The organism is Mycobacterium persicum (assembly GCF_002086675.1).
Classification (GTDB): Bacteria; Actinomycetota; Actinomycetes; order Mycobacteriales; family Mycobacteriaceae; genus Mycobacterium; species Mycobacterium persicum.
The window spans coordinates 41,434-57,254 of sequence record NZ_MVIF01000004.1; the positions used below are offsets into that span (position 1 = coordinate 41,434).

Genomic DNA, 15,821 nt, shown 5'->3' on the forward strand with positions numbered 1-15,821 from the left:
AGCGAGGTGACGACCGGACTGCTGGACTTCCACTAGCCAAAGCTGATGCATTTTGCATAGAAGCGCCAAAACAGCACCCAGGCGATGACCACGTTATAGCCAGCACCCGCAACGAGATACGGCCACCAGATGCCGTGGTCACATGCCACCCAAAACGCCTTGGCGGCCCAGTACGGCGGCAAGACTCCGAACGCGATATTCCAATACGAGTGGACAAACCAAGCCAGACAGGGCAAACCCGCGATCAGCATACCCAGTCCACGAACCGCGGCCAGACCCTGAATCTTGTTGTGCGCCAAGCTCAGAATCAGCAGCAAGGTCACGACCGCCGAGAGCCCGGCCAGCAGTCCGATCGGGATCAGCGACGGCACCAAGCCGGGCTCGAGTATTCCACTGAACGACAGCGTGACGATGACATAGCCGGTGGTTAGCACCATGACGGTCGCTGCGCGATAGGCGAGGAAGGCCCACAGTGGGACCGGGGTCACCCGCAGCGCGGTCAGGGTGCCGGCGTCGAGCTCGTCCAGGACCAGGAACGCCGCCAGGCCGCCCACGATGATGATGCTCGTCAGCAGCAGGAAGCCGGTCAAGATCAGCGGGTAGTAGGGGACCAAGTCGAAGCCGTTGCGGTTGGCCAACATAGCGGTAACTCGCGGAGTCAGCAGCGCGACAGCGCTGGTCCAGATGACCGGAGCGACGACGATCATCACCAGCAACGGATCGCGGTAAGTACCACGAAGGTCGTTGCGCCCGAACGCTACCAGCGCCCGCGCTGCCTGGGACCGCGCCGTTACCATCCGCCGGCCGTTGCGACGACGTAGCGGCCGAACATCGCATCGGCCGCCCAATACAACGCAGCCACGCAGGCCGCCGGGTACACCACCGCGTACCCGATCTGCCAGGGCGCCAGCCGAAGCTGATCGAAGGCCGCACCCAGCAACAGCAGCGGTCCCTGGGTAGGCAGCAGATACAACACCGGGTTTGGCCAGACACCCGAGTAGTACAGAACGGGCAGGTTCATCACCGCCAGCGGGATGGTCGCCACCAGAAACCAGTCGCTGATCGAGGCAAACGGCAACGAGCTGACGAAACCTACCAGCAGCATCAGCAACGTCCCCAGCCCCACCCCGACGATCATCGGCGCCGGATGATACGAGAACCCGTGCACGATAGTGGCTACCACTACCGCCACCCCAAGCGAGATCATCAGCAGGACAATAAGTTTGGCAGCCAGATATTCGCTGAACCGCAGCGGGCTGGCGACAACCGCGCTCAGCGTGCGTTCCTGTTTCTCGAAGAAGACGGTGCCGGCGATGAAAAAGAACCCGATGATGGTGATGTCGCCGGCGAGCACATAGGGCTCGGCGACCGCACGCAGATGCTCTGACATCGGCAGCAGCACCGCTAGCCAGATCAACCCCGAAAATATCGCCGCGTGCAGAAACCGTTGCCGGGTCTGCAGCGTCACCTCCAGCCGCAACGCCTGTGCCAGCCGCGTCACAACAACCGCCGGCCGGTGACTTCGACGAAGACGTCGTCGAGGCTGGCTTCCCTGCTGTGGATGGTCTCCACGTGGTGGTCACGCAGCACCGCGTAAAACGCTGGGTCGTCGGCCAGGGTGTCGAGCGGAAACTCGGCAGCGCGCAGGCCGCCGCCGTCGCGTCGATACTCGACCTTGACCAGGCGCCGGCTCCGGGCGATCTTCAGCTCGGCGGGGCGGTCCAACACGACGATCCTCCCGTCGACCACGAAGGCCACCCGATCACACAACTCGTCAGCCGTCGCCATGTCGTGCGTGGTGAGAAACACCGTGCGGCCACGTGCTTTCAGATCCATGATCAGGTGCTTGACGGTGCGGGCGTTTACCGGGTCCAGGCCGGCGGTCGGTTCGTCGAGAAAGAGCAATTCGGGGTCGTTGATCAACGCCCTGGCGAACGTCAGGCGCATCTGCATGCCCTTGGAGTACTTGCCGGCCCGGATATGGGCGTGGTCGGCCAGACCGACGGCATCCAGCAGCTGCATGGGGTCCAGGGTGGGCTGTGCATACAACGAAGCGAAAAACCGCAAATTCTCCAGTCCGGTGAGCTTCTGATAATGGTTGGGCAGCTCGAACGACACGCCGATGCGTTCGTAATAGTCAGATCCCCAGGCTGCCGGGTCCTTTCCCCAGACCGCGACCTCACCGCCGTGCCCGCGCAGCAGGCCGATGAGAAGCCGCTGCGTCGTCGACTTACCCGCGCCGCTGGGGCCTAGGAATCCAAAGATTTCCCCGCGGCCCACGGTGAAATTCATCCCGCGGACCGCCGCGGCGGACGCTCGGGGATAGGTATAGGTGAGCCGACGGACCCGGATCACCTCGCCCACAACATCCGACACTGCCGGCTCGGGGTCCCGCATGCGCGTCCTTCCGTCGTCCCGCGTCAATACGAATACGAACATCCGACCAGACTTCCCGGAGCGCCGTCGCCAGCATAATCAAGATTGCGGCCGCTCGGCATGGGCCTAGCAGGTCAACAGCGCAACGCATTCCACGTGATGAGTCAGCGGGAACGCGTCGAACACCCTGATCTTCTCGACCAGGTAGTCATGACTGCGGTAAAGGCCGATGTCGCGCGCGAAAGATGCTGCCTCACAACCGATATGCACCACGCGCGGAACCCGCGCGGCGGCCAGCAGGTTGATCACGTCGCGTCCGGCCCCGGTGCGCGGCGGATCGAGTACCGCGATGTCGGCGCCGGGCGGTTGCCCCTCGAGCACCCGCCGCACCGAATCGCTGACGACGGCTACCTGCGGCAGATCGGCCAACGCGGCATGGGCCGTCCTCGACGCCGCACGCGCGCTGTCGACGGTCCATACCCTTCCCGACTCCCCCACCGCCTCACCCAGCACCGCGGCGAAAACACCGGCACCGCCGTACAGATCCCACGCCGTCATGCCGGGAGCAGCCTGCGCCCAATCGGCGACCAGGCCGCTGTACACCTCCGCCGCATCGCGATGCGCCTGCCAAAAGGCCGTCACCGGCACCCGCCAAATTCGCCCGCCAACCCGCTGCACCGCGCGAGACTCACCCTCGACCGCGCTGGTGGCGACCCGCCGGCCATGGCGCACCGTGAGCATCACGTGACGCTGGCCGTCGTCGTCGAGCACCACGTTCACCTGGCCGCCCGGTGGCCAGGCACGACCCGAATTCAAGCCGTCCAGCATCCTCGCGGGTAGCTGCCCGCAATGCAGATCGGTCACCAAGGAGCTGCTGTGGTAGCGGTGAAATCCGACGCGACAGTAGGGTCCCACCTCCAGTCGCACCCGGGTGCGCCAACCGGTGGGACCGGCATCCGAGAGCGGTTCGACCGCGCCGAACCAGTTGTATCCGCCGAGCCGTTTCAGTTGATCGGCCACCACCTGCGCCTTGAGCGCCCGCGCCGCTTCCGGGGCGGCAAAAGCCAGATCACAACAACCGGCGCCAGTCACCCCGGCAATCGGGCACAACGACTCGATCCGGTCCGGGGACGGATCGAGAACCTCGATAACCTCTGCGTGCCAATAGGATTGACGCTCGGCGGTCACCCTTACCCGCACCCGCTCGCCGGGTAAGGCATAGCGGACGAAGACCACCCGGCCTTCGTGGCGCGCCACACAGCTACCGCCGTTTGCCGGCGCACCGGTGACCAACGTCAGTTCGGGTGCCAAGTTCAATCGAAGATGCCTCGCCGCGCATCGCCGGGAGCCACATGTGGCTGCAGCGTCTTCACCCGCTCCGACGAAGTCAGTTGCCAGGGAACCGATGTCACCATCACCCCCGGCATGAACAGCAACCTGCCCTTGAGCCGCAGCGCGCTCTGGTTGTGCAACAGCTGCTCCCACCACCGGCCCACCACGTACTCCGGAATGAACACCGTCACCACGGTCCGAGGGGATTCCTTGCTGACCCGTTTGACGTAATCCAGAACCGGACGGGTCACCTCACGGTAGGGCGAAGCGATGACCTTCAGCGGCACGCTGATATCGCTTTCCTCCCACTTGTGCACCAGGTCACGGGTTTCGGCGTCATCGACGCTGACCGTGACGGCCTCGAGCACGTCGGGACGGGTCGCCCGCGCGTAGGCCAGCGCACGCAGTGTCGGTAGATGCAACTTCGACACCAGTACCACGGCATGATTGCGGCTGGGCAATACGATTTCGTTGTCCTGGGCTGCGGCCTGTTCCGCCAATTCCCGGTTGACCGCGTCATAGTGGCGGCGGATCAGCTTCATGAGCATGAACAGGGCGCCCATGGCGACGATCGCAATCCAGGCGCCCACAAGGAATTTCGTGACCAGGACGATCAGCAGGACGGTGCCGGTAGACACCAATCCAACCGAGTTGACCACCCGCGAGCGGATCATCTTGCGCCGGCCCGCGGGATCGGTCTCGGTGCGAAGTAACCGAGTCCAATGCCGGACCATCCCGATCTGGCTCAGGGTGAACGAAATGAACACACCGACGATGTAGAGCTGGATCAGCGCGGTGAGTTCGGCGCGGAAGGCCATCACCGCGGCGATGGCGGCTGCCGCGAGGAACAAGATCCCGTTGGAGAACGCCAGCCGGTCTCCGCGGGTGTGCAGCTGGCGCGGCAGGTAGCTGTGCTGCGCCAGCACCGAGCCGAGCACCGGGAAGCCGTTGAACGCGGTGTTGGCGGCCAACACCAAGATGAGCGCGGTGACCGCGGCGATCAACAAGAACCCCACGTGGAAGCCGCCGAACACGGTCTGCGCCAATTGAGCAACCAACGTTTTTTGTTGATAGCCCGGCGGGGCGCCGGTCAGCTGCGTCTCCGGATCGTCGACGACCTGGACCCCGGTTTCGACGGCGAGCAGGACCATGGCCATCAACAAGGTCACCGCGATGGTGCCCAGCATGAGCAGTGTCGTGGCGGCGTTGCGGGACTTGGGCTTCTGGAAAGCCGGGACCCCGTTGCTGATTGCCTCCACACCCGTCAGTGCCGCGCAGCCCGAGGAGAATGAGCGGGCCACCAGAAATGCCAGTGCGGCACCGACGACTTTGCCGTGTTCAGCGTGCATTACGAATCCGGCGGACTCGGCGCGCAGCGGGTTGCCCAACACGTAGATCCGGAACAGCCCCCAACAGAGCATTGCGCCGACTCCGATGATGAACGCATAGGTCGGAACGGCGAATGCCAGCCCGGATTCGCGGACTCCCCGCAGGTTCATCGCCGTCACCAACACAATGGCGCTCACCGCGAAGAACACCTTGTGCTCATACACGAAGGGGATCGCCGAACCGATGTTCGACATCGCCGATGCGATCGAAACGGCAACCGTGAGAACATAATCGACCATCAGGGCGCTAGCGACCACGAGACCGGCGGTGGGGCCCAGGTTGGTGCTGACGACCTCGTAGTCGCCGCCCCCGGATGGATACGCGTGCACGTTCTGCCGGTAGCTCGATACCACCACCAGCAGCACAGCGGCCACCGCCAGTGCGATCCACGGCGCCATGGAGTATGCGGCGAGACCGGCCACCGACAGCATCAGAAAGATCTCTTCGGGGGCGTAGGCCACCGAAGACATCGCATCCGAGGCGAACACCGGCAACGCGATCCGCTTCGGAAGTAGCGTGTGGCTGAGCCGGTCGCTGCGAAACGGCCTGCCGATCAGCAGCCGCCGCGCGGCGGTGGAAAGTTTGGACACGAGAGCCAAGGGTAAGCCCCGACGGCTTTGACGGTAGCGTTCCCTGGGCGAGAATTTTGCACACCCGAATCAGCTACAGCCGAGAGGACGTCACGTGCGAGTGGTAGTGATGGGGTGCGGCCGGGTCGGCTCGTCGGTGGCCGACGCGCTGTCCCGCATCGGCCACGACGTCGCGGTCATCGACCGTGACAGCACCGCTTTCAACCGGCTCAGCCCCGAGTTTGCCGGTGAGCGGGTGCTCGGCCAGGGATTCGACCGAGATGTGCTGCTGCGGGCGGGCATCGAAGGTGCCGACGCATTCGCTGCGGTGTCCTCCGGTGACAACTCCAACATCATCTCGGCACGGTTGGCCCGGGAAACCTTCGGTGTGCCGCGAGTGGTCGCCCGTATCTATGACGCCAAGCGCGCCGAGGTCTACGAACGCCTGGGTATTCCCACGATCGCCACGGTGCCCTGGACCACCGACCGGCTGCTCAACGCGCTGCTCCGGGAAACTGAGACCGCCAAATGGCGCGATCCCACCGGTACCGTCGCGGTCGCCGAGGTCATCTTGCACGAGGACTGGATCGGCCACCGGGTCACCGACTTGGAGCAGGCCACCGGCGCCCGGGCGGCGTTCCTGATCCGATTCGGAACCGGGGTGCTGCCCGAGCCGAAGACGATCCTGCAGGCCGGCGACCAGGTCTACGTCGCCGCCATCTCCGGCCGGGCGGCCGAGGCGGTGGCCATTGCGGCCCTGCCGCCCAGTGAGGACTTCGAGTCAGGGCCGCGCAAATGACGCGCGCCGACGACGAAGACCCCGGCTCGGCCCGGCTTCGAGCCGGGGTTAAGGAGTGGCGCAAATGAAGGTAGTCGTCGCCGGGGCCGGCGCCGTCGGCCGCTCAGTCACCCGTGAGCTCATCGGAAATGGGCACGACGTGACCCTGATCGAGCGCAATCGCGACCACCTCGACCCCGATGCCATCCCGACCGCGCATTGGCAATTGGGCGATGCCTGCGAGCTGAGCCTGCTGGAGTCGGTACACCTCGAGGATTTCGATGTCGTGGTCGCCGCTACCGGCGACGACAAGGTCAACGTGGTACTCAGCCTGCTGGCCAAGACCGAATTCGCGGTGCCGCGGGTGGTGGCCCGTGTCAACGATCCCCGCAACGAGTGGCTGTTCACCGACGCCTGGGGCGTTGACGTGGCCGTGTCGACGCCGCGCATGCTGGCCTCGCTGATCGAGGAGGCCGTCGCCGTCGGCGACCTGGTACGGCTGATGGAATTCCGCAAGGGCCAGGCAAACCTGGTGGAGATCACGCTGCCCGACGACACACCCTGGGGCGGCAAACCGGTGCGCAGGCTGCAATTGCCGCGGGATGCGGTCCTGGTCACGATCCTGCGCGGACCGCGAGTCATCGTGCCGCAAGCCGATGAGCCGCTGGAAGGGGGCGACGAATTGTTGTTCGTCGCGGTCACCGAGGCAGAGGAGGAGCTGAGCCGGCTGTTGCTGCCGCCAACTTCGCCGGCGGGCGAGCCCGGTCCTCGAGCGTGAGCTAACGCTTCTCCCGGTGCGGCCCACGACTGCCCAGTCGGTAGCGTCCCCCCAATGAGCGCCTTCACCACACCGACAAACGAGCGCACACCCGCAACGCGCTAGAACTCGCGACCGGCGTCAGTATCGAGGTCTGCCACCCCCGCCACCGCAGGGCCTTCGACGATCGGCATCGCCCGCTGAGCGGCCTTTATCGCGGCGTATGTCGCCAGCGCCGCCATCGCGGTGAGCGGCCAGCCCATCCCGATGCGCGCGACGCCCAGCCAGCCGGTCTTGTCGGCATCGTAGAGGAGCCGCTGGACGATGAACCGGGCGGCGAACACCAGCGTCCAACCCAGCGTGGCGATGTCAAACGCGTAGCGGGCGCGGGCTACGTCGCGCCAGCCGCGGTCCCGCCCGGCGGCCCAGCTCCAGAGGACACCGACGGCGGGCCGGCGAATCACCACCGACAGGGCGAAAATCACCGCCCATAGCAACGACATCCAAATGCCCAACAAGAAATAACCCTTGGACTGACCCACCAGGTAGGCGATCAGTGCACACACGGCGACCCCGAAGAACCCGGAAACGGCGGGCTGCGTGGACTCCCGCCGAATCAGCCGCAATAGCAACACCAATGCGGCCACACCCACGGCAGACCCGATTGCGGGCAACAATCCGGCCACACCGGACACCGCGACAAAGACGATCACCGGCAGCGACGAATAGACCAGACCACTGACGCCACCGGCCTGTGCCAGCAGGCGCTCTGCGCTGATGCGGTGCGTACTCATGCCGGGGCCGCTGCCGCTAGCCGGCTCAAGACTGCGTATCCCAGACAAACCCGGATAACGGAAATGGTCACCGCTGAATTTCGTAGTGCGGGTTGTAGATGGCCTTGCTCCCGTTTTCGAGCTTGCCCAGCCGGCCGCGTACCCGCAGCGTGCGGCCGGAGTCGATGCCGGGGATCCGGCGCTGGCCCAACCACACCAACGTCACGGTGTCGCTACCGTCGAACAACTCCGCGCGAACACCGCCGGCGCAACCCTTGCCGTTGGTTTCGACACTACGCAGCGTGCCCACCATCGTGACTTCCTGACCACGCTGGCAATCTATGACGCGCTGCGCGCCGGTAGTGAGGACTTCGTCCGACAATTCTTCGACGTCGCGCTGCTCCGGATCTTCCGTCAATCGACGGGTCAGCCGGCGCAGATAACCTTGGGCGCCCATGCCCTCTCCTGACACTCCAACGTCGTAACGGAAGCTCTTCTTGCGATCAGCATTCCACCTATGCCAACGGTCACCGTAGACCTGTTGGTTCCCGTCCGCCACACGTATCGATGCACCGGGGTCGGAGTACCCGCGATGGCGGAGCACTATCAAGGAATGCCAGTCGATTTTCGCGGAGTCACGGCCGTGGTGTTGCCCGGAACCGGTTCCGACGACGACTACGTCTACCGGGCGTTTTCCGGCCCCCTGAACGCGGTCGGTGCGACGCTGCTGACACCTGCACCACAACCAGAGCACTTGATCGCCGGGTACCTGTCCGCCCTGGACGACGCCGCGCGGGCAGGCCCGGTGGTGGTCGGCGGCATCTCGATCGGAGCCGCCGTCGCCGTCGCGTGGGCGCTGGCCCATCCCGACTTGACCCTGGCGGTCCTGGCCGCGTTACCTGCGTGGACGGGCCCGCCCGAATCAGCCCCGGCCGCCCACGCGGCGCGACACACGGCCTCACAGCTGCGCCGTGACGGCCTGGCGACGACGACGACGCAGATGCGGGCATCCAGCCCCGCCTGGTTGGCCGACGAGCTGGCCCGATCCTGGCGGGTTCAATGGCCGCAATTACCCGACGCCATGGAGGAAGCCGCAGCCTATATCGCGCCTGGCCGCAGCGACCTCGAGCGGCTGACCGCGCCGTTGGGGGTCGCTGCCGCCATCGACGATCCGATTCACCCGCTGCAGGTCGGTGTTGACTGGGTGACCGCGGCGCCGCATGCCGCCCTACGAACGGTGACGCTCGATGAGATCGGCGCGGATCCGGCCGCACTGGGAGCTGCCTGCCTGGCCGCGCTGGCCGAGGTCCGAGACGCCTCCTAGAACGCTCGCCAAGTCCTAGCCGCTGGTGCTGCTGCGCAACTGCTGCATCGCCGACCCGCCGGCGCCGCGTCGCGCCGCCGGCTGGTTGGATTGTTGCTGCTCCAGCTCCTGCGCCTGTGCCTGCGCCTGTGCGGCCGCGGCCTCGCGCAGCTGCTCCACCATCGGCTCGGGCAACTGCACCGGCAACGGGGTACGTACCGGCAGGGGGGTGTCTCCCCGGCGCACAACGGTGTCCGCCAACGCCTCGCGAGCCTCGTCGGTCAACGCATCGATCGTCTCGTGCGGGCCGTTGACCACACATCGGATCATCCAGCGGTAGCCGTCGACGCCGATGAAACGCACCACGCCGGAGGCCGTGCCGATCACTTCCCGACCCCATGGGCCGTCCTTGATGGAAACCTGAGCGGAGTCCTTGCGCAGCGAGTCGGCCAGCTCGCCGGCCACCTCACGCCACAGGCCGGCGGACTTGGGCGCCGCGTAGGCCGCGATGGTGAAGCGGCCGTTGGGCGTGACAATCCACACCGCGCTGGGGACGCCGTTCTCGGTCAGTTCGACCTGCACCTGGCCTGCCGTCGGCATCGGAATCAACACCGAACCCAGGTCGAGTCTGGCCAACTCCGCGACCGAAGGGTCGTCGAAGTCTTCGATGTCGAACGGTCCCACCAACTCGTCGCCGTCTTCGTCGGCCAGTTCCGATGCTTTCGGCGCGGCGGCGGCCGGTGCTTCCGGCTCAGCCGAACTCGATCCGCTGTCCCTGTTGCGTGTGCGTCTACCGAATGCCATCACAAACTCGCATGTCCGCCGGAGGAGCCGTGGCCACCATCACCACGGGATGTCTCGGCCAGCCCGGCCTCGTCGAATGACGCGACCTCGACCAGCTCGACTAACTCGACCCGCTGCACCAGCAGCTGGGCAATACGGTCACCACGATGCACCACGATCGGCGTGGCGGGGTCGAGGTTGATCAGCGCGACCTTGATCTCGCCACGGTAACCCGCGTCGATGGTGCCGGGGCTGTTGACGATCGAAAGACCCACCCGGGAGGCCAAGCCCGAGCGCGGATGGACCAGACCCACCATCCCGAACGGAATGGCAACCGCCACGCCCGTCGGCACCAGGGCGCGCTGCCCGGGGGCCAGCTCCACGTCTTGCGCACTGTAGAGATCTACTCCCGCGTCGCCGTGATGAGCGCGGCCGGGCAGCGGGAGCCCGGGGTCGAGACGGACAACGGCCAGACTGGTCGACACGGGGCCACAGACTACTCTCGATCGAATGTCGGGTACCCGCGTCGCGCCGCACAGTGTGCGATACCGCGAACGACTCTGGGTGCCGTGGTGGTGGTGGCCGCTGGGGTTTGCGGCGGCGGCGCTCATCGCTTTCGAAGTCAACATGGGTGTCGCCGCGCTGCCCGACTGGCTGCCGTTCGCGACGTTGTTCGCCGTCGCGGCTGGCACCCTGCTGTGGCTGGGCCGGGTGGAGATCCGAGTCACAGCCGACCAGACCGGCGTCGAACTGTGGGCCGGTGCGGCGCACCTGCCGGTCGCCGTCGTGTCCCGATCGGCCGAAGTGGCGCGCACCGCCAAGTCAGCGGCACTGGGCCGACAGCTCGACCCGGCAGCATTTGTACTGCATCGCGCATGGGTCGGCCCCATGGTTCTGCTGGTGCTCGACGACCCGGAAGACCCCACCCCGTACTGGCTGGTGAGCTGCCGTCACCCCGAGCGGGTGTTGTCGGCCCTGAAAAGCTGAGTGCAGCGATCACGCCGCGCAGTCGGTACAGATCATCACGCCGTTCTTCTCGCTGGCCAGTCGACTGCGGTGTTGCACCAGGAAGCAGCTCGAGCAGGTGAACTCATCCGCTTGCTTCGGGATGACACGCACCGACAGCTCTTCACCGGACAAGTCGGCGCCAGGCAGCTCGAATGACTCGGCGGACTCGGACTCATCTACGTCGACCACGGCCGACGCCGCCTCGTTCCGTCGAGCCTTCAGCTCCTCGAGCGAATCCTCCGACACATCGTCGGCCTCGGTGCGCCGTGGAGCGTCATAGTCGGTAGGCATTATTCCGTCCCCTCGCATGCCCTCTCATAAGTTCAAGCATCGCTTTGTACCAGCGTCGAACGCATCCACCAAACGATTCGTGCCCAGAACTCGGCTCAATCAACTGTGATTTACGTCACACTCTCTTCGGCGACCTCGTGATCGGGCCTCAACGCGGCAATCCAGGCGCGGACTACAGTGCACGTGTGGTCGCACAAATCACCGAGGGCACCGCCTTTGACAAGCACGGTCGGCCATTTCGGCGGCGCAATCCCCGCCCCGCGATTGTCGTCGTGATCCTGCTGGCGATCGCGACGGCGGTGGCGTGGACGGTGGCCCTGACCCGACCGGCGGACGTCCGCGAGGCCGCGACGTGCAATCCCCCGCCGCAGCCGGCCGGGTCGACGGCGCCGCCCAGGCTCGGTGAGCCGGTGTCGCGGACCGAAATGACCGACGTCGCCCCGGCCAAGCTCAGCGAGACGAAAGTGCGCGTTCTCAACGCCAGCGGACGAGGAGGTCAAGCCGGCGACATCGCCGGGGCCATGCAAGATCTCGGTTTCGCCCAGCCGACGGCCGCCAACGACCCGGTCTATGCCGGCACCCGGCTGACCTGCCAGGGCCAGATCCGGTTCGGCACCGCAGGTCAAGCCGCGGCCGCCGCGGTATGGCTGGTGGCGCCGTGTACCGAGCTGTTCCACGACAGCCGTGCCGACGACTCGGTCGACCTCGTCCTCGGCACGGACTTCACCACGTTGGCCCACAACGACGACATCGACGCGGTACTCGCGAGCCTGCGGCCCGGTGCCACGGAGCCGACGGATCCCACGCTGGTGGCCAAGATCCACGCAAGCAGTTGCTGAGCAGCTCAGTCCGGCATCGGCTCGAGAGCATCGAATCGCGTCAGCACCGCCACCAGCTCGTCGGCAATGCCGGGCGCGGCGGCGAGCACCAAGCCCCCTTCCTGGGCATTCGCGGCGGGTAACAGCACCCGGGCTCCCGCTTCGGCTGCTATCAGGGCGCCCGCCGCTCGGTCCCACACCTGCAGCCCGTGCTCGTAGTAGGCATCCAGCTGGCCGGCGGCGACCATGCACAAGTCCAAGGCCGCAGACCCGATCCGGCGCACATCTCGGACCACCGGCAGCATCCTGGCCAGCAGCGCTGCCTGGGTAGCGCGGCGCCGCGTCGAGTACGCGAAGCCGGTGCCCAACAGGGCCATCGACAAACTGTCGACAGCGGTGCAGCGCAACCGGCGAGTCCCGTGCTGGTCGGTGACACGCGCGCCCAGCCCGGCGGCAGCCGAATACACCCTGCCGCCGACGACATCGGCGACCGCGCCGGCCACCGACACGCCGCCGACTTGGGCTCCCACCGACACCGCGTAGGCCGGAATGCCGTAGACGAAGTTCACGGTGCCGTCGATGGGGTCAAGCACCCAAGTCACGGCGTCCGCCGCGGCCGTCGAGTCTGCTGGGCCCCCGCCCTCCTCCCCCCAAATCGGGTCACCGGGCCGAAACTGAACCAGCCGTTCACGCAGCAGTCGCTCGGTATCGGTGTCGACGACGGTCACCGGATCGGTCGGAGTGGTCTTGGTCCGGACCGCGTCACCGGCGTCCGTGACCGCATGCAGACCGAATATCTCGGCGCGCCGACCACGGACGAACTCGGCCGCCTCCGCGGCGAGCGTCTCGGCCACCGCACGCAGCCGCGCGGGCTCGTTGTCGGATCGTGTCACCGCACTATCGCATCACAATCGCCCGGAGACGCGCGCGTCGTCGCCGGGCCGAGCCATAATCGCCCGGCTCCACAACAGGCCTCAACAGACAGAGCGCGTATCGTCGCCGAGCCGGGCCAGAATGCCCGGTCTCGGTAAGCATGCGGGCTAAGGTATTCGGACACATATGTCTCGCCGAGGAGAACCGATGACCAGCGCCGACCCCCTGCCCCACACCGCCGATGACACACCACAACGTCGCGGGTTCGGCATCGATGTCGGGGGTAGTGGCATCAAGGGCGGAATCGTCGACCTGGACACCGGCCAGCTGATCGGGGACCGGATCAAGCTACTGACTCCCCAACCGGCCACGCCGTCAGCGGTCGCCAAGACCATCGCCGAGGTGGTTCACGGCTTCGGCTGGACCGGACCACTCGGAGTGACCTATCCCGGCGTGGTCACGCACGGCGTCGCGCAGACGGCGGCAAATGTGGACAAGTCATGGATCGGCACCAACGCCAGCGAAGTCATCGCCGCCGAACTGGGCGGTCAAGCGGTGACGGTTCTCAACGACGCCGATGCGGCCGGGCTTGCCGAAGAACGCTATGGAGCCGGCAAGGACAACTCCGGGCTGGTCATCCTGCTCACCTTCGGAACAGGTATCGGGTCTGCGGTCATCCACAACGGCAAGCTGATACCCAACACCGAGTTCGGGCATCTCGAGGTCGGGGGTAAGGAGGCCGAGCAGCGGGCCGCGTCGTCGGTCAAGGAACGGAAAGGCTGGAGCTACGAAAAGTGGGCCAAGCAGGTGACGCGGGTTCTGGTCGCTATTGAGAACGCGATGTGGCCCGACCTGTTCATCGCCGGCGGCGGCATCAGCCGCAAAGCCGACAAATGGGTGCATCTGCTGGAAAATCGCACCCCGGTAGTGCCGGCAACCCTGCAGAATGCCGCTGGGATAGTTGGCGCAGCAATGGCCTCCATCAGGGATGTGACCCACTGAATTTTTCCCGCTCGGGCGGTACGGGCGCGCGGTGAAGTTACAATGGTCGTCGGCGACCGCCCGACTGATAGAGCGCACGTTTTCACGCCGATATCGACGCCGACATTCGACATAGCAGACACTTTCGGTTCAGCACGCCCAGACTCATACCGGAAGCGAGTACCACCGAAGGGGTGTATGTGGCAGCGACCAGGGCCAGCCAGGCGACCGGTGAGCCGGTGAAGCGCACCGCCACCAAGTCCCCGGCCAAAGCCGGCGCCAAGCGACCGGCGGCAAAGACAGCCAATGGCGCTGCCCCCGCGAAGCGGGCCACTAAGGCGGCGGGCCGGTCCACAAAGGCGGCCGATGCCGCCAACGACGCCGAGGACCCCACCCCGAAGAAAAGCCGTACCGCGGCCAAGGCCGCAAAGGCCCCGGCCCGTGACGCCGGCACGTTCGGCGACGAACTTGCAGGCGCGGCCACCGACCCGGCGGCTGCGCTCGATGCCGCCGAAGACCTCGACGATGAGCCCGACCTCGACGTCGACGCCGTCGAGGACCTCGACCTCGATGCTGGTCTGGGCCTAGACGACCTGGGAGACGACGTGGAAGACGACGTCGTCGCCGCCGTCGTCGACGACGCCGACCTCGATCCAACCGACGTCGAGGACACCGACGAGGTTGAATCTCCGGCTGTCGCTGCGCCCGGCAGCGCTGTCGATGACGAGGAGGAGATCGCCGAGCCCACCGAGAAGGACAAGGCCTCAGGCGATTTCGTATGGGACGAGGACGAGTCAGAAGCGTTGCGCCAGGCACGCAAAGACGCCGAACTCACCGCCTCCGCGGACTCCGTTCGCGCCTACCTCAAGCAAATCGGCAAGGTGGCGCTGCTCAACGCCGAGGAAGAGGTCGAGCTGGCCAAACGGATCGAGGCCGGCCTCTACGCCACGCAGCTGATGGCGGAGATGGCAGAGCGCGGCGAGAAGCTACCCGCCGCGCAACGTCGCGACATGATGTGGATTTGCCGCGACGGCGATCGCGCGAAGAACCATCTGCTGGAGGCCAACCTGCGGCTGGTGGTTTCACTGGCCAAGCGCTACACCGGGCGCGGGATGGCGTTCCTGGACTTGATCCAGGAGGGCAACCTGGGCTTGATCCGGGCGGTGGAGAAGTTCGACTACACCAAGGGTTACAAGTTCTCCACCTACGCGACCTGGTGGATCCGCCAAGCCATCACCCGCGCCATGGCCGACCAGGCCCGGACCATCCGTATTCCGGTGCACATGGTCGAGGTGATCAACAAGCTCGGCCGAATCCAGCGGGAGCTCCTGCAGGACCTGGGCCGCGAGCCCACCCCCGAGGAGCTCGCCAAGGAGATGGACATCACCCCGGAGAAGGTGCTCGAGATCCAGCAATACGCTCGGGAGCCGATCTCGTTGGACCAGACCATCGGCGACGAGGGCGACAGCCAGCTGGGCGACTTCATCGAGGACAGCGAAGCGGTGGTGGCCGTGGACGCGGTGTCGTTCACGCTGCTGCAAGACCAGCTGCAGTCGGTCCTGGACACGCTGTCCGAGCGCGAAGCCGGCGTGGTACGGCTGCGCTTCGGCCTCACCGACGGCCAGCCGCGCACCCTCGACGAGATCGGCCAGGTATACGGCGTGACCCGGGAACGCATCCGGCAGATCGAGTCCAAGACCATGTCGAAATTGCGCCACCCCAGCCGCTCGCAAGTCCTGCGCGACTACCTGGATTGAGCGAGCCCGCCGACGTGGTGGGACCGTGCGGTT

At 66.2% G+C, this 15,821-nt stretch carries 18 protein-coding genes; 7 read left to right on the forward strand and 11 right to left on the reverse strand.

All coding sequences use genetic code 11. The features are described from left to right. Positions 1–32: 32 nt before the first annotated feature. The 5 genes from BST40_RS02705 to BST40_RS02725 form a co-directional block, all read right to left on the reverse strand. On the reverse strand, positions 33–797 hold the full coding sequence (locus tag BST40_RS02705) for a fluoroquinolone transporter permease (protein WP_075549988.1): 765 nt from the start codon (positions 795–797) through the stop codon (positions 33–35). After that, a complete protein-coding gene (locus tag BST40_RS02710; protein WP_083153356.1) occupies positions 791–1,501 on the reverse strand; it encodes a fluoroquinolone export ABC transporter permease subunit in 711 nt (236 codons plus the stop codon). Before BST40_RS02710 ends, BST40_RS02705 begins: the two co-directional genes overlap by 7 nt. Continuing rightward, on the reverse strand, positions 1,498–2,397 hold the full coding sequence (locus BST40_RS02715) for an ABC transporter ATP-binding protein (protein WP_083153357.1): 900 nt from the start codon (positions 2,395–2,397) through the stop codon (positions 1,498–1,500). Before BST40_RS02715 ends, BST40_RS02710 begins: the two co-directional genes overlap by 4 nt. A gap of 105 nt (positions 2,398–2,502) precedes the next feature. After that, positions 2,503–3,693, reverse strand: a complete 1,191-nt coding sequence (locus tag BST40_RS02720) for a class I SAM-dependent RNA methyltransferase (protein WP_371687085.1) — start codon at positions 3,691–3,693, stop codon at positions 2,503–2,505. Continuing rightward, positions 3,690–5,687, reverse strand: a complete 1,998-nt coding sequence (locus BST40_RS02725) for an APC family permease (RefSeq protein WP_063468685.1) — start codon at positions 5,685–5,687, stop codon at positions 3,690–3,692. Before BST40_RS02725 ends, BST40_RS02720 begins: the two co-directional genes overlap by 4 nt. Positions 5,688–5,781: 94 nt before the next feature. On the opposite strand from BST40_RS02725, the gene BST40_RS02730 reads away from it, so the two are divergent. Both BST40_RS02730 and BST40_RS02735 read left to right on the forward strand, forming a co-directional pair. Continuing rightward, complete coding sequence (locus BST40_RS02730) at positions 5,782–6,465, forward strand: potassium channel family protein (protein WP_063468686.1); 684 nt, start codon at positions 5,782–5,784, stop codon at positions 6,463–6,465. 64 nt (positions 6,466–6,529) lie between these two features. Further along, positions 6,530–7,222, forward strand: a complete 693-nt coding sequence (locus BST40_RS02735; protein WP_075549984.1) for a potassium channel family protein — start codon at positions 6,530–6,532, stop codon at positions 7,220–7,222. A 101-nt stretch (positions 7,223–7,323) separates the two neighbouring features. Here the strand turns inward: BST40_RS02735 and BST40_RS02740 are convergent, their stop codons facing one another. Together BST40_RS02740 and BST40_RS02745 are read right to left on the reverse strand one after the other, a co-directional pair. After that, the gene (locus tag BST40_RS02740) at positions 7,324–7,995 is read right to left on the reverse strand and encodes a DUF3159 domain-containing protein (protein WP_075549983.1); all 672 of its coding nucleotides are present in this window, start codon (positions 7,993–7,995) and stop codon (positions 7,324–7,326) included. 67 nt (positions 7,996–8,062) lie between these two features. Continuing rightward, positions 8,063–8,431 carry an OB-fold nucleic acid binding domain-containing protein gene (locus BST40_RS02745; RefSeq protein WP_036411151.1) on the reverse strand — a complete coding sequence of 123 codons (369 nt, stop codon included), beginning with the start codon at positions 8,429–8,431 and terminating at the stop codon, positions 8,063–8,065. Between the two features lie 156 nt (positions 8,432–8,587). Between BST40_RS02745 and BST40_RS02750 the strand changes: the two genes are divergently transcribed. Continuing rightward, a complete protein-coding gene (locus BST40_RS02750) occupies positions 8,588–9,298 on the forward strand; it encodes an alpha/beta fold hydrolase (protein ID WP_075550030.1) in 711 nt (236 codons plus the stop codon). 15 nt (positions 9,299–9,313) lie between these two features. Here the strand turns inward: BST40_RS02750 and BST40_RS02755 are convergent, their stop codons facing one another. Both BST40_RS02755 and dut read right to left on the reverse strand, forming a co-directional pair. Next, positions 9,314–10,084, reverse strand: a complete 771-nt coding sequence (locus BST40_RS02755) for a DUF3710 domain-containing protein (protein WP_371687082.1) — start codon at positions 10,082–10,084, stop codon at positions 9,314–9,316. After that, complete coding sequence (dut, locus tag BST40_RS02760) at positions 10,081–10,545, reverse strand: dUTP diphosphatase (RefSeq protein ID WP_075549981.1); 465 nt, start codon at positions 10,543–10,545, stop codon at positions 10,081–10,083. The genes BST40_RS02755 and dut overlap by 4 nt, the downstream gene beginning before the upstream one ends. Before the next feature lie 25 nt (positions 10,546–10,570). Here dut and BST40_RS02765 point away from each other — a divergent pair, with 25 nt between their 5' ends. After that, positions 10,571–11,047 carry a DUF3093 domain-containing protein gene (locus BST40_RS02765; RefSeq protein ID WP_075549980.1) on the forward strand — a complete coding sequence of 159 codons (477 nt, stop codon included), beginning with the start codon at positions 10,571–10,573 and terminating at the stop codon, positions 11,045–11,047. A 9-nt stretch (positions 11,048–11,056) separates the two neighbouring features. Here the strand turns inward: BST40_RS02765 and BST40_RS02770 are convergent, their stop codons facing one another. Then, entirely contained in the window at positions 11,057–11,359 is a 303-nt protein-coding gene (locus BST40_RS02770; protein ID WP_023372621.1) for a DUF4193 domain-containing protein, read from the reverse strand. A 185-nt stretch (positions 11,360–11,544) separates the two neighbouring features. Between BST40_RS02770 and cei the strand changes: the two genes are divergently transcribed. Further along, positions 11,545–12,198: an envelope integrity protein Cei gene (gene cei, locus BST40_RS02775; protein WP_075550029.1), complete on the forward strand. Its 654-nt coding sequence runs from the start codon at positions 11,545–11,547 to the stop codon at positions 12,196–12,198. Positions 12,199–12,203: 5 nt separating this feature from the next. Here cei and BST40_RS02780 read toward each other — a convergent pair whose 3' ends face one another. After that, entirely contained in the window at positions 12,204–13,070 is an 867-nt protein-coding gene (locus BST40_RS02780) for an inositol monophosphatase family protein (RefSeq protein ID WP_083153359.1), read from the reverse strand. A 187-nt stretch (positions 13,071–13,257) separates the two neighbouring features. Here BST40_RS02780 and ppgK point away from each other — a divergent pair, with 187 nt between their 5' ends. Then, positions 13,258–14,052: a polyphosphate--glucose phosphotransferase gene (gene ppgK, locus BST40_RS02785; RefSeq protein ID WP_075549978.1), complete on the forward strand. Its 795-nt coding sequence runs from the start codon at positions 13,258–13,260 to the stop codon at positions 14,050–14,052. A gap of 179 nt (positions 14,053–14,231) precedes the next feature. Next, a complete protein-coding gene (locus tag BST40_RS02790) occupies positions 14,232–15,788 on the forward strand; it encodes an RNA polymerase sigma factor (RefSeq protein ID WP_083153398.1) in 1,557 nt (518 codons plus the stop codon). Positions 15,789–15,821: the final 33 nt, after the last annotated feature.